This window comes from Haloarcula quadrata (genome assembly GCF_003634715.1).
GTDB classification, from domain to species: Archaea; Halobacteriota; Halobacteria; order Halobacteriales; family Haloarculaceae; genus Haloarcula; species Haloarcula marismortui.
In genome coordinates this window covers 2,480,082-2,501,129 of the sequence record NZ_RBWW01000001.1, presented here as the reverse complement: position 1 = coordinate 2,501,129, position 21,048 = coordinate 2,480,082, and the positions used below count along the sequence as shown (strand labels likewise).

General features: G+C 63.2%; 30 protein-coding genes and 1 tRNA gene. 2 read left to right on the top strand and 29 right to left on the bottom strand.

Annotated elements, in window-relative coordinates:
- Position 1: 1 nt before the first annotated feature.
- From BDK61_RS12845 to BDK61_RS12720, 27 genes are all read right to left on the bottom strand, one after another.
- Complete coding sequence (locus tag BDK61_RS12845) at positions 2 to 598, bottom strand: hypothetical protein (RefSeq protein WP_121303418.1); 597 nt, start codon at positions 596 to 598, stop codon at positions 2 to 4.
- A gap of 6 nt (positions 599 to 604) precedes the next feature.
- The gene (locus tag BDK61_RS12840; protein ID WP_121303417.1) at positions 605 to 1,039 is read right to left on the bottom strand and encodes a hypothetical protein; all 435 of its coding nucleotides are present in this window, start codon (positions 1,037 to 1,039) and stop codon (positions 605 to 607) included.
- The gene (locus tag BDK61_RS12835; protein WP_121303416.1) at positions 1,039 to 1,320 is read right to left on the bottom strand and encodes a hypothetical protein; all 282 of its coding nucleotides are present in this window, start codon (positions 1,318 to 1,320) and stop codon (positions 1,039 to 1,041) included. Before BDK61_RS12835 ends, BDK61_RS12840 begins: the two co-directional genes overlap by 1 nt.
- 1 nt (position 1,321) lies before the next feature.
- Positions 1,322 to 1,699 (bottom strand): hypothetical protein, encoded by a 378-nt coding sequence (locus BDK61_RS12830; RefSeq protein WP_121303415.1) that lies wholly within the window; start codon positions 1,697 to 1,699, stop codon positions 1,322 to 1,324.
- Positions 1,696 to 2,298 carry a hypothetical protein gene (locus BDK61_RS12825; protein ID WP_121303414.1) on the bottom strand — a complete coding sequence of 201 codons (603 nt, stop codon included), beginning with the start codon at positions 2,296 to 2,298 and terminating at the stop codon, positions 1,696 to 1,698. The genes BDK61_RS12830 and BDK61_RS12825 overlap by 4 nt, the downstream gene beginning before the upstream one ends.
- 6 nt (positions 2,299 to 2,304) lie before the next feature.
- Positions 2,305 to 2,757 carry a hypothetical protein gene (locus BDK61_RS12820; protein WP_121303940.1) on the bottom strand — a complete coding sequence of 151 codons (453 nt, stop codon included), beginning with the start codon at positions 2,755 to 2,757 and terminating at the stop codon, positions 2,305 to 2,307.
- Positions 2,758 to 2,769: 12 nt separating this feature from the next.
- Positions 2,770 to 3,732, bottom strand: coding sequence for a phage major capsid protein (locus tag BDK61_RS12815; RefSeq protein ID WP_121303413.1), 963 nt, complete (start codon positions 3,730 to 3,732; stop codon positions 2,770 to 2,772).
- A gap of 40 nt (positions 3,733 to 3,772) precedes the next feature.
- A complete protein-coding gene (locus tag BDK61_RS12810) occupies positions 3,773 to 5,563 on the bottom strand; it encodes an XkdF-like putative serine protease domain-containing protein (RefSeq protein WP_121303412.1) in 1,791 nt (596 codons plus the stop codon).
- A 79-nt stretch (positions 5,564 to 5,642) separates the two neighbouring features.
- Positions 5,643 to 5,969, bottom strand: a complete 327-nt coding sequence (locus BDK61_RS12805; RefSeq protein WP_121303411.1) for a hypothetical protein — start codon at positions 5,967 to 5,969, stop codon at positions 5,643 to 5,645.
- 66 nt (positions 5,970 to 6,035) lie between these two features.
- Complete coding sequence (locus BDK61_RS12800; RefSeq protein WP_121303410.1) at positions 6,036 to 6,977, bottom strand: phage minor head protein; 942 nt, start codon at positions 6,975 to 6,977, stop codon at positions 6,036 to 6,038.
- A gap of 3 nt (positions 6,978 to 6,980) precedes the next feature.
- Positions 6,981 to 8,537 carry a phage portal protein gene (locus BDK61_RS12795; RefSeq protein WP_121303409.1) on the bottom strand — a complete coding sequence of 519 codons (1,557 nt, stop codon included), beginning with the start codon at positions 8,535 to 8,537 and terminating at the stop codon, positions 6,981 to 6,983.
- A complete protein-coding gene (locus BDK61_RS24345; RefSeq protein WP_121303939.1) occupies positions 8,534 to 8,719 on the bottom strand; it encodes a hypothetical protein in 186 nt (61 codons plus the stop codon). The genes BDK61_RS12795 and BDK61_RS24345 overlap by 4 nt, the downstream gene beginning before the upstream one ends.
- A 220-nt stretch (positions 8,720 to 8,939) precedes the next feature.
- On the bottom strand, positions 8,940 to 9,068 hold the full coding sequence (locus tag BDK61_RS24200) for a hypothetical protein (protein ID WP_279629713.1): 129 nt from the start codon (positions 9,066 to 9,068) through the stop codon (positions 8,940 to 8,942).
- Positions 9,069 to 9,073: 5 nt separating this feature from the next.
- Complete coding sequence (locus BDK61_RS12785; protein WP_208644668.1) at positions 9,074 to 10,699, bottom strand: phage terminase large subunit family protein; 1,626 nt, start codon at positions 10,697 to 10,699, stop codon at positions 9,074 to 9,076.
- Positions 10,692 to 11,288, bottom strand: coding sequence for a hypothetical protein (locus BDK61_RS12780; RefSeq protein ID WP_208644667.1), 597 nt, complete (start codon positions 11,286 to 11,288; stop codon positions 10,692 to 10,694). The genes BDK61_RS12785 and BDK61_RS12780 overlap by 8 nt, the downstream gene beginning before the upstream one ends.
- Before the next feature lie 36 nt (positions 11,289 to 11,324).
- Complete coding sequence (locus BDK61_RS12775; RefSeq protein ID WP_121303407.1) at positions 11,325 to 11,609, bottom strand: hypothetical protein; 285 nt, start codon at positions 11,607 to 11,609, stop codon at positions 11,325 to 11,327.
- 2 nt (positions 11,610 to 11,611) lie between these two features.
- Positions 11,612 to 11,815 carry a hypothetical protein gene (locus tag BDK61_RS12770; protein WP_121303406.1) on the bottom strand — a complete coding sequence of 68 codons (204 nt, stop codon included), beginning with the start codon at positions 11,813 to 11,815 and terminating at the stop codon, positions 11,612 to 11,614.
- Positions 11,816 to 11,830: 15 nt separating this feature from the next.
- Positions 11,831 to 12,049: a hypothetical protein gene (locus BDK61_RS12765; protein WP_121303405.1), complete on the bottom strand. Its 219-nt coding sequence runs from the start codon at positions 12,047 to 12,049 to the stop codon at positions 11,831 to 11,833.
- Entirely contained in the window at positions 12,046 to 12,231 is a 186-nt protein-coding gene (locus BDK61_RS12760; RefSeq protein WP_121303404.1) for a hypothetical protein, read from the bottom strand. Before BDK61_RS12760 ends, BDK61_RS12765 begins: the two co-directional genes overlap by 4 nt.
- Positions 12,228 to 12,461, bottom strand: a complete 234-nt coding sequence (locus tag BDK61_RS12755) for a hypothetical protein (protein ID WP_121303403.1) — start codon at positions 12,459 to 12,461, stop codon at positions 12,228 to 12,230. Before BDK61_RS12755 ends, BDK61_RS12760 begins: the two co-directional genes overlap by 4 nt.
- Before the next feature lie 166 nt (positions 12,462 to 12,627).
- Positions 12,628 to 12,837 carry a hypothetical protein gene (locus BDK61_RS12750; protein ID WP_121303402.1) on the bottom strand — a complete coding sequence of 70 codons (210 nt, stop codon included), beginning with the start codon at positions 12,835 to 12,837 and terminating at the stop codon, positions 12,628 to 12,630.
- A complete protein-coding gene (locus BDK61_RS12745; RefSeq protein ID WP_148709138.1) occupies positions 12,834 to 13,355 on the bottom strand; it encodes a hypothetical protein in 522 nt (173 codons plus the stop codon). Before BDK61_RS12745 ends, BDK61_RS12750 begins: the two co-directional genes overlap by 4 nt.
- A gap of 221 nt (positions 13,356 to 13,576) precedes the next feature.
- Positions 13,577 to 13,873: a hypothetical protein gene (locus BDK61_RS12740; RefSeq protein WP_121303400.1), complete on the bottom strand. Its 297-nt coding sequence runs from the start codon at positions 13,871 to 13,873 to the stop codon at positions 13,577 to 13,579.
- Positions 13,870 to 14,208: a hypothetical protein gene (locus tag BDK61_RS12735; RefSeq protein WP_121303399.1), complete on the bottom strand. Its 339-nt coding sequence runs from the start codon at positions 14,206 to 14,208 to the stop codon at positions 13,870 to 13,872. Before BDK61_RS12735 ends, BDK61_RS12740 begins: the two co-directional genes overlap by 4 nt.
- Positions 14,209 to 14,410: 202 nt before the next feature.
- Complete coding sequence (locus tag BDK61_RS12730) at positions 14,411 to 15,511, bottom strand: prolipoprotein diacylglyceryl transferase (RefSeq protein WP_121303398.1); 1,101 nt, start codon at positions 15,509 to 15,511, stop codon at positions 14,411 to 14,413.
- Positions 15,504 to 15,731, bottom strand: coding sequence for a hypothetical protein (locus BDK61_RS12725; RefSeq protein WP_148709137.1), 228 nt, complete (start codon positions 15,729 to 15,731; stop codon positions 15,504 to 15,506). Before BDK61_RS12725 ends, BDK61_RS12730 begins: the two co-directional genes overlap by 8 nt.
- A 135-nt stretch (positions 15,732 to 15,866) precedes the next feature.
- Positions 15,867 to 16,011: transfer RNA gene (locus tag BDK61_RS12720), tRNA-Met, on the bottom strand.
- A 145-nt stretch (positions 16,012 to 16,156) separates the two neighbouring features.
- Here BDK61_RS12720 and BDK61_RS12715 point away from each other — a divergent pair.
- Positions 16,157 to 17,167 (top strand): DUF7115 domain-containing protein, encoded by a 1,011-nt coding sequence (locus BDK61_RS12715; protein WP_121303396.1) that lies wholly within the window; start codon positions 16,157 to 16,159, stop codon positions 17,165 to 17,167.
- Positions 17,168 to 17,387: 220 nt separating this feature from the next.
- Here the strand turns inward: BDK61_RS12715 and BDK61_RS12710 are convergent, their stop codons facing one another.
- A complete protein-coding gene (locus tag BDK61_RS12710) occupies positions 17,388 to 17,777 on the bottom strand; it encodes a DUF5830 family protein (RefSeq protein WP_049938898.1) in 390 nt (129 codons plus the stop codon).
- Positions 17,778 to 17,828: 51 nt separating this feature from the next.
- Between BDK61_RS12710 and BDK61_RS12705 the strand changes: the two genes are divergently transcribed.
- Positions 17,829 to 18,488, top strand: a complete 660-nt coding sequence (locus BDK61_RS12705; RefSeq protein WP_121303395.1) for a TVP38/TMEM64 family protein — start codon at positions 17,829 to 17,831, stop codon at positions 18,486 to 18,488.
- On the opposite strand, the gene BDK61_RS12700 is transcribed toward BDK61_RS12705, so the two are convergent.
- A complete protein-coding gene (locus tag BDK61_RS12700) occupies positions 18,466 to 21,042 on the bottom strand; it encodes a PAS domain S-box protein (RefSeq protein ID WP_121303394.1) in 2,577 nt (858 codons plus the stop codon). The two genes, BDK61_RS12705 and BDK61_RS12700, sit on opposite strands and share 23 nt — an antisense overlap.
- Positions 21,043 to 21,048 lie beyond the last annotated feature (6 nt).

The following is a 21,048-nucleotide window of genomic DNA, read 5'->3' as shown; positions in this document are numbered from 1 at the left end:
GTTAGTCTCGTGTCTGTTCAGCCTCGACGCCGACGCTCTCAACCGTATCGTAGACGGTCTCCTTGGTCTCCGAGTGGTGAAGCCGGAGTGCCCACTCCAGGCGGTATGTCAGCTTGACGCGACTCGGCGTCGGCCCGCTCTGGACGTCGACGCGCATCGGACGCTCGCCATCTGGACCGACGCTGTTCAGGTCGAGGTCATGCTCGGTGAACCGCCACAGGTGCCGGGCAAGTTGACTGCCTCGAACCTGTGGCGGCACGCCGTTGGCGTCGTGAGCTGCCTCGACTGCGACGGTCACCGACAGCTCGTCGTAGACCTCGGCGGTCTCTGTCTCGCGGTACTCTGGAACGTCGGTGGGATTGTCGATCGACGCGACGTTGTCGACGGGCTGGCGTTCGGGAGCAGGCTCGGACTGGGCATCCCACCCGAACACGAGCGCCGGGTAGTCTGGGTCGGCGGTCGCATCATCGCCCGCATCGTCACCGCCACTCCAGAATGGTGTGAGGTCGTACGTGTACGACCCGCCCTCGTAATCGACAGTGAGTCCCTTGAGCGGGAAGCTGGCCTCAAGCCGATCCTCCTCGGCAGTTGTCAGCATCGCCGATCAGACCTCCGCCTCGTCGAGTTTCAGCCCGATCTCTTCGCCGAGTACCTCGGGTGCCTTCTTGCCCGCCAAGCGAGCTACGGGACCGAAGATCGGTCGCCGGGGGATCCCGGCTTCTGGGGCACCGTACTCGTGATGCTTGGCGTAGTCCAGATTCGTCCCGATGATCGAGGTCTTGGTCTTCCGGTTCATCTCCGACGCAACGTTGATGTTCGTGAGGAGTCGAGAGCTGTCGATCAGTGGTGTATCCGAGCCTTTGGCCTGGATCGTCGACTCCTTCAACGGCTCCCAGGAGTTTCCGAGCGCGTCTTTCCCGTTGCTCATATTCCTGATCAACCGTCGCAGGCAGAGCCGGTGGAGCTTCTCGATCCCGTCGGCCAGCCCCTCATCGAGCGCCTCCTTCGCCTCGGGGAGGTTGTTTTTGTCCTCGACCATCAGCCGACCACCTCGAGATCGCCGGCGTCGATCGCCTGCTCGATGCGGCGCGACTCGCGCACGATCTTCTCTTCGTCGACGGAGTCGAACCAGAGCCCAGCGACGTAGTTGCGGCCGGCCGACGTCACCGTCATCAGCTCTCTTTCGAGTGGCTCGACCACCGTCTTCCGGTTCTTGTGCGCCTTCTCGAACTCGATGAACGCCTTGAGCTGCTCGGCGGAGAAGTCGCTGACCGCGTCGAGCGTCTTCTCGCGGTTGCGGTCGTCGTAGTTGTCGATCATCTTAGTCTGATTCCCAGGTTGAGCAGTGAAGCGTCAGCGTTCCATCGCCCTCATCCTCGACGTGCTCGACGACGTACGTCCGCTCGCGGTAGGTCACTCGTGACGCGCCATCGTGACCACCGTCGCGGAGGTCATCGTGCATCGCCGCTTCGAGGACGCGGAACCGGACGTCGATCGAGAGTTCGCGACCGAGCAGCTCGTGCAGGTTCGTCGACGCCGACTTGTCCTGGACGTACGCCTTGACGGTTTGCTGTTCGGACTCGACCGGTCGACTGCCGCGGGAGCCACCATCCTCGATCTTGTAGTGTTGGATGGTGATGTCGGAGCCGTGCATCTGGAGCCGCTGGCGAGCCTTCGCCGGTGCGGACGGGAAGCTCATACCGAGGCTGCACCCCCGTAGTAGGATGGCGCCTCGTAGCCAGTAGCGTCGCCTCGGGCGCGACGGACGACCTTCTCCTCCGGCTCGTAGGAGATCGAGTCCCCCATGATCGTGTCGGACGAGATGCCGTCCGCCGTGATCGCCCGGAGTCGAGCCCGAACCAGCCGGATGATCGCCTTCTTCACGCCCTCGGGGATCTCCTCGAGACCGTGCGTCCACTCGACGGTGACCGACCGCCGATCCGTTGGCCAGGCGTCGCGGTTCGCGTCGGGCTTCAGCTCCAGGTGCGTCTCCTCGACCCAGTAGTCGTCCGGCTCGACGTCGCCGCCACTCACTCGGTCGGTGTCGATCGACACTGAGGCGACCTGCTGGACCGGCCGTCTGGGTAGTGGCAGGTCGTGGTCATCGACATGCGACGGTCGGGAGAGCGTTTCCGTCGCCGTCTTCGGTTCGAGCGAGACGGCGAGCCAGTCTTCGACGCGCTCTGCGGCTGTCGCGATGTACGACTCCAGCTCGCTGTTGAAGTCCGCCTCGGTCATGCCGAACGCGTCGGCATCGAACGGGAGTTCGGAGGTGACCTCGTCAGGCTGGAGCGGCATGGGAGTTTACCCCTCGATCTCGGCGCGTCGGACGCCGATCGCGTCCTTCACCTGATCGCTCGTTTCGATGTTGGCGATCGTGTCGAGGTGGTCGTCAACGTCGCCAGACTCCACGCGCTCGATGCGCGCTTGGTAGTCGTCGTGGTCGTCGAACCACGCGTCCTCGCCGGCGAACTCGTACCCGTCGTTGCCGCTGCTGCCGCCGTCGTCAGCGTCTGGCTCCCCGTCGGATGTCGACTCCGACTCGGTCGAGCCGTCATCGCTCGAGTCCTCGGCCCCGCTGTCGCCAGCGGTACCAGACCCGTCGACGTACTCGAAGTACTCCTGGCCCTCGACGAGGTCCGTGGCCACGTCGCCGTCGACGGTGACCTCATCGCCTGGCTCGGTGTCGATATCGACGCCGAGTCGGGTGAACCTCCGCGGGCCATCTTCTCGATGACGGATGGTGCGTTCAGACATCATCCATCACCGTTAGGCCGTGAAGTTGATGTTCGCGAGCGGGTCTCCCATGTTCTCGACGAGAACGGCCGCGTCGGTGTTCTCGATCTGGAAGTCGTCGTCGCCGCGCATGAAGTACCGGGCGTAGAGATCGCGCTCGCTCACCTTGTCGGACTCGGTGAGGACGTCGATCTCGAGCTCGCGGTACAGCGCGTAGATGAGGTTCTGCGGGTCGGTGAACATCGCGTAGCCATCGGGCCAGAGGCCACTGCCGATGATGGGGAAGTTGAACGGGTTGACGTCCGCCTCGCCCATCAGGACGTTGTCCCCGAGAGGCGTGTCGCGATCCGTCAGCGTGTAGTGGTAGCTGAGGAGCTGGTCCTGGGAGACGATGAGCGCCGGGTTCATCCGCGACCGGTACTTGGAGTCGAGGCCCGCGATCGTGCTGACGACCATGTCGTTGTCGAGGATGTTGCCAGCAGCATCGATGGTCGTGGCCTCGCCCTGCGCCAGGGTGATCCAGCCGTTGTTCTGACTCTCGAAGTTGTCTGCGACCGACTCGTCGCCGTTCGCGCCGAGGTCCTCGACGTCGGCCGACCAGGCGTCGGTCATCAGGTTGAGGATCGTGTCCGCGAGTGCCTCGCCCTCGGGGTTTTCGCGCACGACCTCGGTCGGGAGGTCCCACGCGACGGTCCCCTTCTCGGTGTTGATCTCGATGTGGCCAGTGGAGATGTCGACCTCGTTCTGGTTCCACTGCCCTTCGGACTGCGGTCGGCGGTGGCGCTCGCCGATGTTCAGGCGCGGGATGCGCGTCTTCTTCGCACCGACGGTCTCCGTCCGGACGGCGTCGAGGAGCGGCGTCTCCTCGGTCAGGTCCGTCCAGAACTCGTCCCAGAGCGGATCGGGAAGCGTGCCGCCCGCATCGAGATCCGAGACGGTCAGTGCGTTCTTCTCAGTGATGCTACTCAGGTCGTTGTCGATGGTTCTGGATGCCATGGAAATCTCAGATTGCTAATGGGTGTGCAGTTGACTCGCCTTACAGACCGAGGAACGCCTTCTTGACTTCGCCCTCGTCGGGCTCGCCGTCGGCGTCCTTCTCGGTCTCGCCGTCGTAGTCCAGCTGCTGGCTGTGGCCAGATGCCTCCGCCAGGCTCTTGACCGACTGGGCGAGTTCGTTGATCGCTTCGGCGTTCTTCTCAGCCTGGGACTTCTCGTCTGCCTCACCCTCCTCTTCGCCGCCGTCGCCGCCGGCGGACTTCTCCGAGTCGCCTTCTCCGCCGTCGGAGATCTCGTCGGTGAGGTCCTTGACGGTGTCCGTCAGTTCGTCGATCGCCTCTGCGTTCTGTTCGGCGAGGCTCTTCTCGTCCTCGCTCTCCGTGTCGTTGTCGGTATCCTTGCTCATGGTGATCTCGGTGTCGGTGTCGCTCTCGCTCTGGACCCAGTCGAGGAAGTCCTCGGTGACCGGAGTCTGATCGCGCTGCTCGCGGACCCACTCGCGGTACTGGTGTGCGGCCTCGTCGGCCGCGAACGCCGTATCGTCGTCGAGGATGTCTGTCGACCAGACCCAGGACCGGAAGTCGGAGAAGGGCGCTTCGCCCTGGTTGTCCACGAATCGCTGGAGTGCGCCGAGGACGAGCTCGCCCTGCTCTTCGGTGAGCTTCTCGGTCGGTCGAGACTTCTCAGTGCCATCGCCATCGTCGCCGCCCTCGCTGGAGCCGCCGAACTGAGCGATGTCGAAGTCCGTCTTGTCGTCGTCTGTAAATCGGTTCCCCTCGAAGTCGAGTTCCGACTCGAGCGCCGCCTCGATCGCGTCGTGGGCTGCCATCAACGCCTCGCGGTTCTGGGCGTTGAGGGTGCGGCCCTCCTTCGAGACGTCCCGGGCGACGTCGATCGCCTTCGAGAACGTCCCCGCCGAGACCTCGGACTGCCCGTCCGCGGGACTTACGCCGTCATCGGCATCGGCGACATCGGAGTCCGACCCTTTCAGCCACGACTTGAACCGCCGCCACTTCGTGGCGTCGTCGGGCTCGTCGTCGGGTGGGTTGCTGTCTTCCATGTCTGGTTGCTGACTCTCTTGGTCGATGATCTCCTCCGCCTTCTCGGCGTCAGCGAAGAACTTCGCGACGGCGCCGTCGGGAGCCGTCTTCTCCAGCTGCTCCAGGTAGTCCCAGAGTTCGCCCGCGGTGTCTTCGGGAGCACCGCGATTCGACATCGTCTCGACGAAGTCCTCGCGATCATCGGCGTTCTCGTAGAGGTTCTTCTCGAGGGAGCCGCCGGCCGACTTTGTGGCGTAGACCGCCGACGTCACCGCCGGGATGTCGACGTCGGAGATCTCCGTCGTGGCCCCGTTACGGATCCCCGCCGGCGGCCAGTACTTGTCCGGAACCGAGTCCGGGTCGACGCTGTCCGGGATCTCGACCTCGTCCGGGAGATCGTCGATCGAGTCGAACTCGTCGGCCTCGGTGACGTCGCCACCGATGGAGAACCCGTGAAGGACCTCGCCGACGAACGACCACAGTTCGTCATCGTGATACTTGCGCCGTACGACCCAGTCGCCGGCTTCGAACTGCACGCCGTCGATCTCCTGATCCTCGGCGAGGACCTCGTTGAACTCGAGCTCCGCCGCATCGTCGGGGAACCGAGCGTGGAGGACGCCATCGTCTGGATCAGGGTTGTACATCGCCCCGACTCCGTCCGGGTAGACGAAGTCGAGTTGATGGTCCAGCTCGTAGGGCGTCAAGACGATCCCGGTGGCGGTCTGCTCCTCCTCGTCGATCGCCTTGATGGCGACGTGCTTGGTGAAGTGACGCTTCTCCTGTGTACTCATTGGTGTCCTGTGAGAACGCCGGTATGGATCTCGCCCAGTGGCCCCGGCGGGGGCATGGGGTCATCGGTAGTTGGCCGGGCTATCGCGCTTCCGAGATCGTGACGTCGGCCGTCTCACCGGCCGTAGCAGTCCCGGTAACGCGGATGCGGAGGTAGCGATGGCCGAACCGGAAGCTGTCTCGGATGTCGGTTGCGTCGTCGAGGTTTGCCTGGTCGTACGTCTCCTCGCCTTCGAACCAATCGCCATCCTCACCCGTCGCACTCACGTCAAGCGCGTACGACGCCGCAGCCGTGCCTTCGATGTTGAGTGACACCAGTACGTCGCCCTTGAGGTCCGCCTCCGCGATGACGCCCTCTGCTGATATGTCCTGTTCCTCCTCGATTGTTGCGTCTTGGGTTCGTGGCATGATTCTGAGGTGTCCTCCGGCCCGCTCTGGACCTCGGCGCGGGGAGCGTCATCGGTTGGTTATCTTCTATCCAGCAGCGAGTGGCTCGACAGTTCCATCGGCAGCGAGCTTGACTGTCTCGTCGACGGACGCCTTTCGGATCCGCCCGCCACCCTCGATCGCCTCGAGCTCATCATCGCTGAGGTCGTCCTCGAACACCGGCACCATCGTACACCGGCAGTTGACGATCTGCTGCAGGGATCCCGACGGATCGCCCGGGTAGTCGAGCTTCTCACCGCCGACGATGAACGGTGTGGCGACAGCGACGATCTGGCCGTTGGCCTGGTTGTGATCATCCCGCGTTCGTCGGTCCCCGATCGCGATCCACTCCTCACCGACGACCATATCCGATTCCTGAAAGCTGGAGTGGACGCCCAGATTTGACGTCGAGTTCGTGCCCGTCCGTGCGGCGCGCTCGGCGACATATCCCTCGAGTCGGGAGTCGTACAGTTCGTCGTTGATATGCTCCTGGATCTCTGGGATGGAGAGGCCGTCTTCGTGAGCCCCCCGGAGCCACCTTGAGGCGTTCTCGTCGATCGTCTCCAGCGTGCTTCCCGCGGCCTCGTCTACCCAGTCGTCGATGACCTCCAGTGCCCGGTCGGGGACGACGTCAAACGGATCGAGACCGAGGTTGTACCGCCGACTGGCGAGCCGGCGGCCGGCTTGTGTCGCTCGCTCGCCGCCCTCCTGGAACACCTCTTCGAAGTCGTCGACGTAGCCGCCCTCCTCGATGAGTTGCCGCAGGTCGTTTTGGATGGACTCCAGCGACTCAAGATCCTCTTCGCTCGCGTTCCGCAGCCACTCGTCGAGGTCCTCCTCGATGGGCGTCAGGGCGTCGACGTAGTCGTCGAGGAACTGGTTGAACGCCTCCTCCTGTTCAGGAGAGAAGTCCTGCTTATCGAGGTGGCGGACGTGCCGCCGGCGCTCGGCCAGCCCCGAGCCGGATGCCGAATGAGTCGCGTCAACCATCGGTCAGTTGTCGGCCTGAGCACCGGTTTCGATCCGCTGCCCGGCGTCGATATCGGTCTGGTACTCGTCGAGAAGTTCGTCCGTTCGCTGCTCGACGAGGTCCTCGATCTGCTGGCTGATGCCGCCCATCCCACCGCCTGCGCCAGCGCCTCCAGTCACCTCGACGACAAGCGTCTGGCCACCGTAGACGTGGTCGTCCGGGAACGGCTCGAACCCGAGTTCCTCGCGGAGTTCGTTCACGGTGATGAGGCCCTGCGCCGCCTGGATCCGTTGCTTGGCGATCTCGAGATCCTGGAGCTTGGTGTCGGGCTTCGCCAGCTCGAACCGGATGGTCCAGTCGGGCGCGTCGAGGCCCTGCTTGTGGACGAGTTCGTAGAGGAGATCCGCGAAGTCGTGCTGCTTGGGTTTGATCGTCTCCTCGGCGAACTCCTTCCGCTGTTCCTCCGAGTCGGTGGAGAACGCGCCGGACTCAACGACGCCGGCGACCACCGGCGGGACGTCGTGAACCTTGAGGATGTCGTGCTCGTTCCGGTCGCGGAACTCGAGGAACGAGGCCTCCTCATCCATCCCGACGGTCAACGGCTCGATCCGGATCTCGACGTCATCTGCGTCGGCCCCGTCGGCGAGGTTCAGGTAGTCGTCGCCTTGAACGATCTTCTCCGTCTCGATGAACGCCGTCCGGTGACTGTTCTCGTTGTTATCCTCGATGAGGGTCCGCATCTCCTCGCGGCCCTTCTCGGTGAGTTCCGCCCCCTTGACGATGATCGCCAGGCGCGGGACGCCGTCGTGCTCGAAAAAGTCGATGTTGTAGTCCTTGGCTGCCTCGTCACCGCGGATCGCACGGACAGCAGGGACGACGTCGGGCGCTCCGTAGTGGGGGTAGAGCGGGGAGTGGTTCCGCTTCCAGATGATCTCGTTGGCGGGAGACGATACGGACGAACCCGTGTTCCCCGAGTTGCCGTCGACGAAGATGGGGTCGGGGCTGTCGTTCTCGTCAGTTCGGTAGCGGTCACCAGCGACACCGAAGTACTGCGTCTTGTCATTGAGCAACTGGACGAACCCACGATCCTCCTTTCGCTTCCAAACGGTGTGGGCGGGAACGTACGCCAGGCCGATGGGCGTGCCGTCGGTCTGGGTGAGGATCTCGATCGCGAGCCAGCCGATCGCCTCGTAGTCTGTCCAGGCCGTTTGGAGGACGTCGGTCGCGGTCGCCCGCTCGCTCTCCATCGGCCCGACCTGCCAGTTGGAGTCGTCACCGAACCAGAAGTCGTGAACCCGCTCGTACTGCTCACCGTCCGGGTCTGGATCCTCAGCCTCTGGGTGTGGAACGATGTTGATACCGAAGCCGGCGACGTATCGAGCCTTCGCGTGAACGCACTTTGCGTGCGTCTCGTTGTGCTCGAGGAGCTCCGCCATCTTCACCGGGTTGAACGGTGGCCGGCGAGCACCGCCGCGGGTCTGGCCGACGTGTTCCTCCTGGAGCTGCTGGGTCTCGGCTGACTTCTCCGCGACCGACTTCGTGATCTCGGAGTAGACACCGGAGTCAGTGTCGCTACTCATTGGAAGTCCCTCGATTCTGTCAGGTCTTCTTCATCGAGCTTCGGGTCACGCTCGGCCGCCTTCTCCAGTTCCTCGTCAAAGACCTTTTTGACCTCTTCGAGGGTGTCCTGCGACCCGCCGCGGACGCCGAGGTTGAGGTCGTAGTGGTCGATCCAGATCTTCGGCGGGTCAGTCTCACTCATCGTCGTCCTCCAGGGGTGCATCGGCGAGACGCCGTAGTCGAACCGCTCGAACTCCTGCTCGACGGCGTGGGCGAACATCACCTCGGGGACATCGTTCTCCTCACACCAGTCCCGGCCGTTGAGCGACCCGTTGCCGGCTGACGGCGTGTCGGCCTCGATCTCGTCGGCCAGCGACTCGAGTGCAGTCTCGTACTCGCTCCACGCCTCCTCGTAGTCGACGTCACTCATCGTCGTCCTCGTCCTCTTCGAGAGTGCTCCGGATGTCGTCGACGGCGTCTTTCCCGCCGACGATGCCGTACTTATCACGCGATTCCTCGTCATCCTCGGTGTCGTCCTTTCGTGTGACCATGTCGATCAGGCTCCGTAGAGGCCGCTATCCGTGCTTTCGTCGTCCTCCTCATCCTCGTCGGCATCGGGCATGTCGTCGATCTCGGTGATGCCCATATCCTCGAGCTTCCGGAGGCCCTTTTCCGCCATATACCAGGCTGCAATGTAGTCCGGCGTGTGGCCGTGCAGCTTGCCGTCCCGGCGCTCGAGGCTCTGCATCGCGGTGATGAAGTCCTCGGTCGGCCGGTGGCCTCGGTGGAACAGGATGCGACCGTTCTCGACGAGGATCCGTAGCCGCGGGATACCGTTGTCCCAGGAGTGTTTCGCGCCGGTCGTCGGGATGCCGGTCACTTTCGCACCCAGCTGGGCGTCGAACTCGATGGCGTCCTCGGCGACGTAGCTCTGCATCCCGTTGTTCTCAACGACCACGATCGCCGGATCGTAGCGTCGGTCGTACTCGACGAGCGTGGTCTTGACGTCGCTCGGGCTCATCCCCGCCTCGGCGTGGCAGTCCAGGAGGCGACGTCGACCATCGCGCTGGAGGAGCCACACCGTGAACGCGGCGTCGTCGCCGGTCGGAGAGTTCGCGGGGTCGTGGCTCAGGATGACGACCTCGCCAGGCCCGGCGCGGTACTTCGGCGGCGGGTCGCGGTCGGTGATCGAGCAGCCACCGTCCTCGGCGGGGAGCCGGACGTCCTTTGCGTCGATGAGGTCGCCCGACGAGCCCATGATGACGAGCGAGTACTCCCGCCAGAAGCGGTGGTCGGCCATCTTCGAGCGCTTATCGGCCAGCCACTCGGGCCCCCGCGCCTCTGGCCAGAGCACCTGAAGCGTCTCGCCCTCGTTCCACGGGTCCTCGACCTCGGTGTAAAGGTCGTCGTCGGGCCGCCGGGCCTGCCAGTCGTCATCAGCGCTGAACTGCTGATCCCAGTAGTCCAGGATCGCCGGGAACTCATCGACGTCGTAGCCATCGCGAAGGCGGAAGTTCTGGTAGATGTCGTCGGTCTGCTTCCGCGTCCCGATCACGACCGTGCGGCCGTTGTCCTTCACCATCGGGACGCTGACAGCTTCGACCCAGTCGAGGACGTCGTCGGTCGAGCCGTCACCCTTCTCCTTGATGATGTCGTCGAGTACCAGGAGGTGCGCGCGGTCGCCCTCGATCCCGCCGAACAGCCACCCAGCAGTCAGCGTCGATCCGTTCTCGAAGATCTTCGTCTGGATGTTGTCCTTCTTCGGCGGCGCGTTCAGGCTGGTCAGCCACGGGTTCCGGTTGACCATCTTCCAGAACTCCGTGTCGGCCTTCTTCGTCACCGATGTCTCGTTGTTCATCGCCCAGATCGCCCGGAAGCCAGGCTTGTACTCGAGACAGGCGATGAGGTACGCCAGCGTGATGGTTGTCTTGAGCCCGTCGCGATGGCACAGCAGGACGCGGTCGCCGGCGTCGAACTTCTCGAGCCAGTGGCCGTGGTGCTCGTCGAGGAGATGGTACGGGTCGTCGTCCATCTCGCCGGCCATGTAGTTCCGCGTCAGCTCGTTCGCGAAGTCAACCCACGTTGCCGGGCCCTCGAACGGGTTGAGCGTCTGGCGTTTCGCGTCGAGTGCCTGGCCGGTCGCGACGTCGGCGATAGCGCCGGCATCGACAGGACTACTCACCGGCATCACGCTCCTGGAGTTCGCGAATCGTCTCGAGTGCGAGCTCGCGTTCGTCGTCGCCCAGCTGGTGCTCGGTCGTCTGGTTGACGTCGGCCTGGACCTCGATCTCGTCCGCCGGCGACGCGATCACGCCGAACTCCTTGGCCCACTGACGAGCCTCACGGAGGAAGCGATCGTCACCAGTGCGGTGGTACTTCAGGTAAGCCTCCTTGACGACGTCCTTCGCGAAATCGTCGGCATGCTCATCCAAGTCGAGCGCGTCGAGCATCTCCTGCTCGCGCTCGGTCAGCGACTCGCGCTGGAGGCGCTGGAACTCCGAGTAGCTGCCAGTGTCGTAGTTCGGGTTGGACTCGCCCCACTGCTCGCCAGTGACGGGGTGCTTGCTGCAGGGGCCGACATCGCGATTCTCGCCCCAGCCCGCAGCGAGGAGACAGTAGTCGACGTCGTCGCGTTCGCGGCCGTGGTCAGTCGGTGTCGTCTTGTCCGACTTCGTGGCCCCGCAGATCCGGTGGCCTCGCTCAGGATGGATCGGATGGCCCTGCTCATCGCGAGGCGGTTCCTCGGAGATCTCGTAGTCGTCATCAGTCATTGGTGGCTCGAAGAGTTGTTGGGTGTCAGTAGTGAGTCAGCGGGGAGATGTCCGCGGGCTGCTGGGACTCGACCGCGACGGGCCCGGCGGCTGCTGTGAGTTGGGCGCGTCGTCCGGCCGGTCGTGCTCGCCGGCGAAGTGGCACGTCGGACACCGCTTCCGGAGGTTTTCCGGCTCGCCGTTGCGCTCGTTACCATCACGATGATGGACGTCGGCGCCGCCAGCCTGATCGAACGACGCGCCGCAGCGAGGGCACTGGTCGCCAGCCCGCTCGCTCCAGACGCGGTCGCGGTGTCGGTCACGAGGGTTGTCGTCGGGCATGGTCAGACGTCGGCTTCGATCAACAGGCGCTCGACGCAGGGCCCACAGAGTGTGACCAGATCGCCGAGATCATAGCCCTGCTCAGAGAGTCGGCCGCCGATGGCAGTACTCTTGTAGAACTCCTCGTTGAACTCACCGGTCAACGCTGGTCGTTCGTCGTGGATATCGTCGTCACACCAGCCGTCGCAGTCGTAGACGTAGGTCATGCGTGCAAGTTGCCCTCACCGTCGTGTCATGCGATTCTCGACTTCAGCCGCCGTTTCGCGAGCAATCTCAGCAACCTGTTCTGGGGTGATGCACGCAGTTTGCTCGCTGCCCGGTTCCTCGTCCAGCGCGTCGGCGGCCTGCTCGAGGACGTCGTCCCACGTCTCGCCCTCAGCCTTGTGGTCGGCAAGCCGGTCGTAGACAGCGTCGGAGACCGGAATGTTGGTGCGACTCATTGCTTATCACTCTCTGGCGTCTCGCCGCCAGCACCGTCTTCAGTCGCTGCGTTGAATCGCCGAATCTCGCGTGGTTTCAGCCCGAGTCTCTTCGCGAGCGTGGCAACAGCGATACGGCCGAGTTCCGAACTGGGAATCGCGCCGAGTGCCACGCCGAGTAAGAGCAGTTGGATGTCGTTCATGAGTCGTCCTCAAGTCGGAGATCGTCCGGCGACGAGCCATTCAGTCGGTCCGCAACCTCGTCCTCGTCGATGTCGTCGTTCTCTTGGGCAAGAGCGATGACGGCGATGATGACCTCATCGACCTTGTCGGCAACGCGCTCGAGCCGGCCGTGGTGAATCTCGTAAAAAAGATACAGGATCACCAGAACTGCCGTTGAGGCGTTCTCGACGAGGAATGAAAGTGAGACCATCACGCGCCTCCTGTGCAACTGCGACTCATCGTAGGCCCGGTTAGGGAGTCGAACCCCGCGCTCGTGGAGTGGGTATGTGGGACGAGCGCACCAGTACCGGGCAGGGCGGCCGGCTGTGACACCCGAGCTGGATGCCGGCCGGTTGACGAACGATGCATCCCCTCGTCTACTGCCGCGTGGCAGTCACCGCGTCATCGGGGATGCCGGCGTCGTCCTCTGGGACACGGATGATCGTCCCACCGAGGTTGACGCGGAACACACGCTGGATGTCGTGAACGTCGGCCTCGACGAGCTCGTCAACGACGGGCCCAGAACGAATGTCGCCTTGCAGCGTCTCGACAGCGACGCGGTCCGGCGTCGATGGCAGAACACTCATCGCTGGACTCCCAGCGCTGCGGCGACGGCGAAGATCCGCTTGTCGTTCTCGGCGTACTGTCCCCGTTGGCTCTTCAGGTGCGCGACTGCCCGGTAAATGTGATCGGTTTGGACGTGATAGCCAGCCTCTTGCAGACGAGCGGCGAGCGCGGGAACACGATCAATGGCCGCATCCTTCGACAGTGTATCAGACTGACGCAGGCCCCGGACAGAGCCACACTCGGCGCAGGTCGTCTTGCTCTCGGGCATGGGGGCGCAGTTGGCGACCGACGCCGGCGGCTCGATGTGGTCTTCCCCGAGAACGGCCGACTCAGTCCGCCACGACATCGTATCTTGGTTGCCCCAGTGATCGCGTTCGGCGATATCCGACCGCTTGAGGCGAGCGAAGCACTCGCTGCAGACGGCGTGATCGTGCCAGATCATCGTTTCAAACCAGCGCAGTGCGTGTGCCCCAGACCGGGCTGGGTTCCGTGGGAGTGGTGCTGCCGTGGCTGTCGCTGTGTCAATTGATTGGGACATGAATTAGAAGAGTCGCAGGACTACTTGGGTCGGCGTCGGAGGTCATCCAATGTGTCACCCCGAGACCGGTACGATTCGCTATCAGTATATCTGTAATTATGCAGTATAAACGCAACTCTGTTGTCGTGAAACGGCCAGTGATATCCTCCCGTGGGGCGTACGCAACCCTGCCAGAGGACACCCCCAGCAGCGCGTCACCATGCCGACCCCACGGTCTGAGGTCACTGGTCGACCGGAAGCGAATACGGGGCAGTTGCGGCAGGATGCCCTGCTGGCAGATAGCCGCGCCGTGCGGGGTAGCCCGGTTGATCGGCATCGACACCCCAGACCCGGATTAGATGCCCATCAGTGCTGAGCGTCAGCAGCCGGTCCCGCAGCGAACCGGGCTGGAGTTCGCAGTGCATCGCGACGTGTTTGGGACGGACTCCCCCGCCAAAGGCGAGGCAATCGTCATTATCGAGGGCTTCGTGGACGGCCTCGAGGATCGTCTCGTCGGCGACGCCCCAGACGTGCGTCATGGATCCTCCCGGTACTCTCGGATAGTGTCGTGGTCGGCGACCTCAGGATACTCAGCTACGAGTCGGTCGACGCTATCGTCGGTGAGCAGTGCGAATCGCAGCTGCCCGTCTTCGTCCTTGTACGCGATCGCGTCGTCGTTGTCGAGGGCTGCCTGAAGTGACGCTTTGACCCCTGTGCGTTCGAACGACCCGTGCGCCACGAGCGTGAGGCAGACCGTTTCGAGTGTGACGCCCGGCCGCTGCATCGGACTGGTCTGCTGGTAGATCGCCGAGAGGACGCGATTGTATCGACGTTCAGCGTCTACCTCGTCGGATTCGTCGGAATGGATGTGCATCGGATGGTGGCTTCCTATTCGTCACAATCTGACGACGAACGATATCGCCCGTCGCACTGTGACTAAACTCGCTCTAGAGAGATGAGCGCGATTTGAGCGAGTTTACTCACGAGTAGCGATACAACACTAACAACGGCTAACGCAACCGCACTTGCACTCTACAGCAACGGCGGTGGGATCCAGTTGGTGGTAGGGGACATCTTCAGTGGGCCTCCTCGGTATCTTTCGTCGTCAGATTTTGACGAATCTCTGCACCCGTCACATCGGAGAGGTTCATCACGACCTTCGAAGCGTTGCCCCGGCCTTCCCCGACGGAGAACGTGATCGAGTCCACTGGCTGGAGGTCACTGCTGCCGTTGATAGAGGTGTAAGACCGTTCGTCGTCCTCTGCTTCGTAGCCATCCGCGGCCCGCTTCATCGCCCCGAGGACAGTGTCACGGTGCAGGCCGCCGCCGAGTCGGGAGTCGACGTCGTCCCGGTCCATCTCGGCCTTCCCCTCGGAGTGCTGCTTCGCCTTGTTGTACAGCGTCTGTCGGATCCGCTGGGCCCGGCTGTCGGGATCGTCGGGACTGCCACCGCCGTCAACTCTCACCATCTGGATCTGGTCGCCCTGTTCCTGCAGTTGTTCCTCAACTTCGGAAAGCCGCTGGTGGTGGTTTACCACTCCTTCTGGGTCGATACCGGCGTCTTGCACAGTTTCCGTGCCGACCAACAGCTGGTTCTGCATCGCCATCTGCTTCCGGACGGCCTTCACCAGTGCGTTCGAGTCTCGCACCATCGACTCCAGTTCGTCGACAGTCTCCCGGAGGTCCTCGACCTCCTCGGCCAGATCTGTATGAGACATCTCGGAGACCGGCTTGCCCTCCTCGCCGTCCTGCTCAGCATCGTCGCCGGCGTCGATGTCTTCGGACTCGGTAACGGTGGCCTCGACGTCGGCGTTGTCCTCGTCGTGGATCTCTGGCCCCGCTGGCTCTTCGCCGGTCTGGGCCTCCTGCGTGGTCTCGAGTTGGGGTTCCGATGGAGCCTCTTGGACGGCCTCCCCACTGCGCTCACCATCGTCCTCCGGGGCGGTCTCCTCGTAGGCCTCTTTGAAGTGGGCCATACTCAGTCGCGTGGCGTCATCATCGAGCGCGGCCATGACGGCGTCGCTACACAGGTCATCGAGGGTCTCGTCATCGAGTCTGCCGAACTCGCCAGCAAGGGTCTGGGCTGACACGTCGGGTGCCAGAGTCAGGCTGGACCGAGAGAGCTTGCTCGACCAGATGTCGAACGCCTTGTCGTCAACGTCGGCGGCCTCAGGCATCGACGATCACCTCCGCCACGTCGAAGCGGCCACGGCAAGCCGGGCACTCGACACGGTTGTCATCGCGATACCTGTTGGATAGCTGCGTCCCGTCGACGGGACACTGCATCGTCGTCAGGTGGACGTCGTCGCTTTCACCGGTATCGTCCAGTTCCGGACGCTCGGTGATGGACTGGACGGTGCCATCAAGCGGGTCACCGGAGGTCGAGCGCCCGCTCATGACAGACACCCCACCGTTTCCGCTGGAGTATCTGGAGAAATATCTATTGTGGTATATAATTCATCGCCGCGTTGACCGGTCAGCGAGGCGTCTCTATGCCGGTTCTGCCGATGGGTATGTAAAGTTTCAGAGTAGTGCCCGGGGAGGGCTCCGAACCCTCGATCTCCGCATGGCCCAGGTCTGGGGCGTGACGAGCGCCCCGGGGTCATGACGGGTGCACTGCCGCATGAGTCGAAAGACCCTATGAGTGCGGCGCTATGTCCAGCTAAGCCACCCGGGCGCGGGTGCATTCAGCCGTTGGCCGTTAGCCGTCTTGAAGGTTCTCATCTCTGTCGAGACTGTGGTACAGTCCCACGCCGCGAGCGCCTCACCGGCGTTGCTACTCGACCCGCGGATTTAAGCCACCACGCAGGTATGCAGGCAGTATGGAGATACCAGACCTCGTCCAGCAGGAACTCGGGGACGAGGAGATCCGGGGCGGTGTCAACCTCGGTGACGAAGACGCGGCCTGTTTCACACCGACCCGGACGCTCGTCTACCGCGGTGAGGGCCTTCTCAGCGACGAGAAGGTCGCCAGCTATCCGCACGACTTCGAACGGCTCACGGTTTCGGAAGGCCGCCGCAAGACCAAATTCTCGCTCATCTACACCAGTGAGAAGCTCGAACTGTCTGTCCCCGGGAGCCGCGCTGATGCCGTCCTCGAACGGTTGCTCGAAGGGAAGCTCACTGTCTCGGGCGGCATCGCCCCCGACGAGAGTCTCGTCGGCGTGTTCCGGTTCAGCGAACTCACGCTGGTGGTTACCGACCGCCAACTGCTCAAGCACATCGGCAACGTCACCTGGGACGCCGACTACGAGGCGTTCTCCTTCGACGACGTGACTGGTCTAGAGTTCGAAGAGGGGAGCGTCGCTACGGCCGTCGTCCTCTCGTTTAACGAGCGGCCAGAACGCATCAAAGCGCCGTCCGAGGAAGCACCAATGGTCCGGAAAGCGCTGGAAGAGGGCCTCTTCGCGTACCACGAAGTCGATTCACTTGCCGACCTCAATGCCAAGGTTGGAGCCGACCCCGACAAGAGTGCTGACGAAGCCGGCAACGGTCTCGGCCTTGAATCTGGCATCGACCCGCTTGTGAGCAACGACGAGGAGGGCGGTGACGATTCCGAGAGTGAGTCCACGAGCGCCAGTACACAGGCTGCGACCGCATCGACCAATGAGCAGGGACCCACCACTGAAGCCCCGACGGAGACACGATCCAGTGACACAGCTGGCATAGACACCGGATCGGTCGAGTCGGACACCACCACAGACCCCGATATCGCTGAACTCGAGGCACAGGTCGCAGAACTGACCGCCGCTGTCGAGGCTCAGAACGAACAGCTCCAGAGACAGGAGCGAACGATCAAACAGCTCATCAAGGAACTCCGGCAGGGTCGCTAAGCCGCCGCGTTCCGCCTTGATGCCCGTCTCGGGAGGCTCGCTATTCTCTGGCCGTTGTCCTCAATGACACGCTGAGACCGTCGCTGCGACAGCAACCGCGCTTTCGCTGCTTGCGGCTCGTTTCGGTCGCTGCTCGTCCACCGAGGGCCACACCCTGGTCACGGGTCGCGCCGCTCCCCGTTCTCAAACCGAGGACCACCCCCTTCTGTCGTGCCCCTCGCTACTCTCTCCCCAACACTTTCCGAATGCACGTCGACCCGAACGGGCCCAGTTCGCCGTCGTCAAACTGGACGAAGTGGCCCGTACTGATAGCTGCACCACAGCGCTGACACGAGAACTCCCCGTCACGGACGACGACATCGCTGTCGAAGTTCACGTACGACCCCTGTGATCGCGGGCGGATAACGCCGTTCTCGCGTTCGATGAGCCCCCGCATCACTGCAGTGTCGAGTATCTCGCGCTGGACCTGTGGGTTGGTCGTCACCGTCTCGATACGGTCGAGGGCGTCGGCGACGGACAGCTCCCCGTGTTCCAGATGGGCGAGTAGTTCGACACCGAGCTCGACCGGGTCTCGCGTCTCGGACACAATCGCCGATTCAACCCCGAGCAACGTAAAAGATACCACAAAGCGTTTGTCGATTGCTACCGCCCACTTGGGTAGATGGACCGCCTCGCGAAGCGACAGCTGATCGGGACCGCCGGACTGGTGGCAGTCGTCGCTATTGTGACGACGCTGCTTACACCCGAGCGGGTGGTGGCCCAGCTGCTGCACCTCGCTGACCACCCTGTCTACCTCGCGGGTGTCATCGTCGGCCTGTATCTGGTCCGCCCGTTCTTCGCGTGGCCGACGATGCCGTTATCTGCGTTCGTCGGGTTCGTCCTTGGGGTCAAGTACGGCTTTCCGGTCGCGCTGATGGGCGCACTCGTCACCTGCCTCATTCCCTACCGATTTGCACTCCGGGCCGGTGAGCAAGGCGGGATGTTCGGCTGGCTTGGGGACTCCGGCCGGCGGATCATCGAGGTGACCGGCGAGACGCGGGGCGTCCTCGCGGCGCGACTCTCACCGGTGCCCGCGGACCCCGTTTCCTATGGAGCCGGGTTCGCTCGCGTCTCGCCGCGTTCGTTCGCTGTCGGGACGTTCCTCGGTGAGATTCCGTGGGTCGCCGTCGAGGTCACCGCCGGCGCGTCACTGCGGTCGCTAACGCTCACTGGCCTCACCGTCGACGCACTCCCGCACGTGCTGCTGTTCTCCGCGGCGCTGGCCGTGCTGGTACTTGCGGGGCCGGCCTACCGCCACGTCAACGCTCCGAACTCGTCGTGAACTCGAACCGCGCGCCGCCGCCGTCGCTCTCTGTCACCGACACTGACCAGCCGTGGGCCTGTGCGACCTCCCCGACGATTGCCAGCCCGAACCCGGTTCCGGTATCGCTTGTGGTGTAGCCCCGTTCGAACACGTCATCTCGCTCTTCCGGCGGAATACCAGCGCCGTCGTCGGCGACATAAAATCCGGTATCCATTGTCCCGACAGAGACTGTGATCGGGGTCGAGGTCGCCGCGCGACACTCCCGCTCCACCGCGTCGTCAGGCCGCGGCTGGTCACTCGCGGACCCATGTTCCACACTGTTTCGGAACAGGTTCTCGAACACCGCACGGAGCCGTGCCGCGTCAGCTTCGACCGTCGCTGTCCCGTGTTTTTCGAGCGTGGCTTCACCGGTTTCGACATCGGCCCAGGCCTGCCCTGCAAGGGCAGCGAGGTCAACCATCGTCGTCTCGCCAACCCTATCGCCCTGTCTGGCAAGTGTCAACAGGTCGTTGATAAGTTCGTCCATCCGGTCGGCCGCGGACTCAGCCGCCTCAAGATGTGAGACATCGCCCGACATCCGGGCAACCGATATTCGCCCTTTGACCACGTTCAACGGGTTTCGGAGGTCATGGCTAACGACAGATGCGAACTCCGCGAGCTGTCGTTCCCTGTCTTTCCGGTCGCTGATATCGCGGATGACGCCCGCTGTGCCGTTGAACTCCCCGTCTACGGCTGGAAGCAACGCGATATGGATCTCGATAGGGGTGTGATCCCCATTCTGATCGACGATATCCGTTTCGAAGGTCACGTTCTGCCGGGTCGGGTCGGACAGCATGGTCCGGATGAGGTCGCTGCCGCGGTCGATGTCCTCGCCAGCCATAATCGTAGAGATGTGCTCGCCGATGAGAGCGTCCGGTTCGAACCCAGTCAGTCGCTCGATCGCCTCGTTCACGTAGGTGAACACGCCCTCCTCGTCGAGGGTGTACACCGGGTCGCCGACAGCCTCGATAATCGTCTCATAGCGTTCGAGTTCTCGCTTGCGCTGTTTTCGCTCTGTTGTTTCACGCATCACACCGACTGACCCGTCGAAGTTCCCGTCCTCGTCGAACAGTGGTGCGATCCTGTCCTCATTGATCCGGACCGTCCCGTCAGCCGATATCGTGCGCATCTCGTAGGCAGCCCACGTTCGCTCGTCGTCAAGTAGGTCATGGATGAGTTCTGTCGCCTTCTCGACATCCGCGTCGGGCATGAACCGGGCTGGCTCCGAGCCGACGATTTCCGAGCGGTCGTATCCCAGATGGGCTGCCATCGCCTCGTTCACCATCTCTACTGTCCCGTCTCTGTCGAGGACGTACATCGGGTCCCCAACGTTTTCGACCAGCGTTCGGTACTCTCTGAGTTCCCGCTCCCGGCGCTTCCGCTCGGTGATGTCCCGACCGATGCCGGCAATCCCGAACAGGTCGCCGCGCTCGTCTTCGATGAGCGTCCCTCGAAATTCGTACTGGAGCCGCTCGCCGTCAGCCGTCTCAATGCCTGCCTCGATTGTTCCGTACCCGGTTTCCAACGTCTCGTTGAATATCCGCCATAGTTTTTCGTGGTCAGAATCCACAATGAGGTCGTCAATTCCCATCGACGCTAATTTCTCGTTGGTGTAGCCGGTCGCCGACTGGACAGTGTCGTTCCACCGGACCAGACTCCCGTCGGTGCCAACCACGTAGAACATATCGTCGACAGAGTCGATGAGCTTCTCGGTAAATGCCCGTTGATCCGCGAGCTCCCGTTCACGCTCCTCGCGCGCAGTCACGTCGGTGATGAACCCTTCGAGGATTTCGACGCCATTGTCGTCAGTGTCAACGACACGCCCACGCTCCCACATCCAGCGGGTCTCACCGTCGGCCGTCTCGATCTGGTAGGAGACCTCGAACGGTTCGCCGGCGGCAATACAGGTCTGGACCGTTTCCCAGAGACGCTCCGTTTCGGAGTCCTTGATCAGCGCACCCCAGGAGACGTTGCCACGCTCGAACGCCTCCGAACTGTAGCCGACTAGCTCCGCTGCACCGTCGCTAACGAACTCCATCGGCCAATCAGGCTCGTTCCGGGCGCGATACACCATCCCCGGCAGATTCGAAATGAGCGTCGACAGCATCCGCTCGGACTCTTCGAGCGCGGTCTTGGCCCGTCGTTCCTCGACAGCCCGCTCGATACGGTTGGCAAGCACGGCGTACTGGTCTGTCCCCATCCCTTTCTGGAGGTATTCGGTGACACCAGCGGAGATGGCATCACTCGCGATTTCCTCGTTTCCTTTGCCAGTAAAGAGAATAAACGGGAGTTCCTCGTACTCCTCGCGAACGACCTTCAGAAATTCGAGCCCGCCCATGCCCGGCATATCGTGATCGCTAACGACACAGTCGAACGTGTGCTCAGACAATCGTTCTAACCCAGCGGCCGCACTTCGCTCGGTACAGACAGAGAGGTTGCCGTGCGTTCGTTCCAGGTGGACCGCAACGAGATCGCCAAGGTCGGGGTCATCGTCGACGTGCAGCACCGAAATCTCTTCCCCGTGACCACTCATACCACT

Bases quoted from the DNA above. Each gene is read 5' to 3' on its own strand.
- BDK61_RS12745 (WP_148709138.1), bottom strand. From the start codon at position 13,355: ATGTCCCAATCAATTGACACAGCGACAGCCACGGCAGCACCACTCCCA.
- BDK61_RS12780 (WP_208644667.1), bottom strand. From the start codon at position 11,288: ATGACTGATGACGACTACGAGATCTCCGAGGAACCGCCTCGCGATGAG.
- BDK61_RS12740 (WP_121303400.1), bottom strand. From the start codon at position 13,873: ATGACGCACGTCTGGGGCGTCGCCGACGAGACGATCCTCGAGGCCGTC.
- BDK61_RS12715 (WP_121303396.1), top strand. From the start codon at position 16,157: ATGGAGATACCAGACCTCGTCCAGCAGGAACTCGGGGACGAGGAGATC.
- BDK61_RS12815 (WP_121303413.1), bottom strand. From the start codon at position 3,732: ATGGCATCCAGAACCATCGACAACGACCTGAGTAGCATCACTGAGAAG.
- BDK61_RS24345 (WP_121303939.1), bottom strand. From the start codon at position 8,719: ATGAGTGAGACTGACCCGCCGAAGATCTGGATCGACCACTACGACCTC.
- BDK61_RS12800 (WP_121303410.1), bottom strand. From the start codon at position 6,977: ATGGTTGACGCGACTCATTCGGCATCCGGCTCGGGGCTGGCCGAGCGC.
- BDK61_RS12835 (WP_121303416.1), bottom strand. From the start codon at position 1,320: ATGATCGACAACTACGACGACCGCAACCGCGAGAAGACGCTCGACGCG.
- BDK61_RS12830 (WP_121303415.1), bottom strand. From the start codon at position 1,699: ATGAGCTTCCCGTCCGCACCGGCGAAGGCTCGCCAGCGGCTCCAGATG.
- BDK61_RS24200 (WP_279629713.1), bottom strand. From the start codon at position 9,068: ATGGTCACACGAAAGGACGACACCGAGGATGACGAGGAATCGCGTGAT.
- BDK61_RS12840 (WP_121303417.1), bottom strand. From the start codon at position 1,039: ATGGTCGAGGACAAAAACAACCTCCCCGAGGCGAAGGAGGCGCTCGAT.
- BDK61_RS12725 (WP_148709137.1), bottom strand. From the start codon at position 15,731: ATGAGCGGGCGCTCGACCTCCGGTGACCCGCTTGATGGCACCGTCCAG.
- BDK61_RS12750 (WP_121303402.1), bottom strand. From the start codon at position 12,837: ATGAGTGTTCTGCCATCGACGCCGGACCGCGTCGCTGTCGAGACGCTG.
- BDK61_RS12705 (WP_121303395.1), top strand. From the start codon at position 17,829: ATGGACCGCCTCGCGAAGCGACAGCTGATCGGGACCGCCGGACTGGTG.
- BDK61_RS12765 (WP_121303405.1), bottom strand. From the start codon at position 12,049: ATGAGTCGCACCAACATTCCGGTCTCCGACGCTGTCTACGACCGGCTT.
- BDK61_RS12805 (WP_121303411.1), bottom strand. From the start codon at position 5,969: ATGCCACGAACCCAAGACGCAACAATCGAGGAGGAACAGGACATATCA.
- BDK61_RS12820 (WP_121303940.1), bottom strand. From the start codon at position 2,757: ATGTCTGAACGCACCATCCGTCATCGAGAAGATGGCCCGCGGAGGTTC.
- BDK61_RS12735 (WP_121303399.1), bottom strand. From the start codon at position 14,208: ATGCACATCCATTCCGACGAATCCGACGAGGTAGACGCTGAACGTCGA.
- BDK61_RS12755 (WP_121303403.1), bottom strand. From the start codon at position 12,461: ATGGTCTCACTTTCATTCCTCGTCGAGAACGCCTCAACGGCAGTTCTG.
- BDK61_RS12810 (WP_121303412.1), bottom strand. From the start codon at position 5,563: ATGAGTACACAGGAGAAGCGTCACTTCACCAAGCACGTCGCCATCAAG.
- BDK61_RS12700 (WP_121303394.1), bottom strand. From the start codon at position 21,042: ATGAGTGGTCACGGGGAAGAGATTTCGGTGCTGCACGTCGACGATGAC.
- BDK61_RS12795 (WP_121303409.1), bottom strand. From the start codon at position 8,537: ATGAGTAGCGACACTGACTCCGGTGTCTACTCCGAGATCACGAAGTCG.
- BDK61_RS12730 (WP_121303398.1), bottom strand. From the start codon at position 15,511: ATGCCTGAGGCCGCCGACGTTGACGACAAGGCGTTCGACATCTGGTCG.
- BDK61_RS12770 (WP_121303406.1), bottom strand. From the start codon at position 11,815: ATGACCTACGTCTACGACTGCGACGGCTGGTGTGACGACGATATCCAC.
- BDK61_RS12845 (WP_121303418.1), bottom strand. From the start codon at position 598: ATGCTGACAACTGCCGAGGAGGATCGGCTTGAGGCCAGCTTCCCGCTC.
- BDK61_RS12775 (WP_121303407.1), bottom strand. From the start codon at position 11,609: ATGCCCGACGACAACCCTCGTGACCGACACCGCGACCGCGTCTGGAGC.
- BDK61_RS12825 (WP_121303414.1), bottom strand. From the start codon at position 2,298: ATGCCGCTCCAGCCTGACGAGGTCACCTCCGAACTCCCGTTCGATGCC.
- BDK61_RS12760 (WP_121303404.1), bottom strand. From the start codon at position 12,231: ATGAACGACATCCAACTGCTCTTACTCGGCGTGGCACTCGGCGCGATT.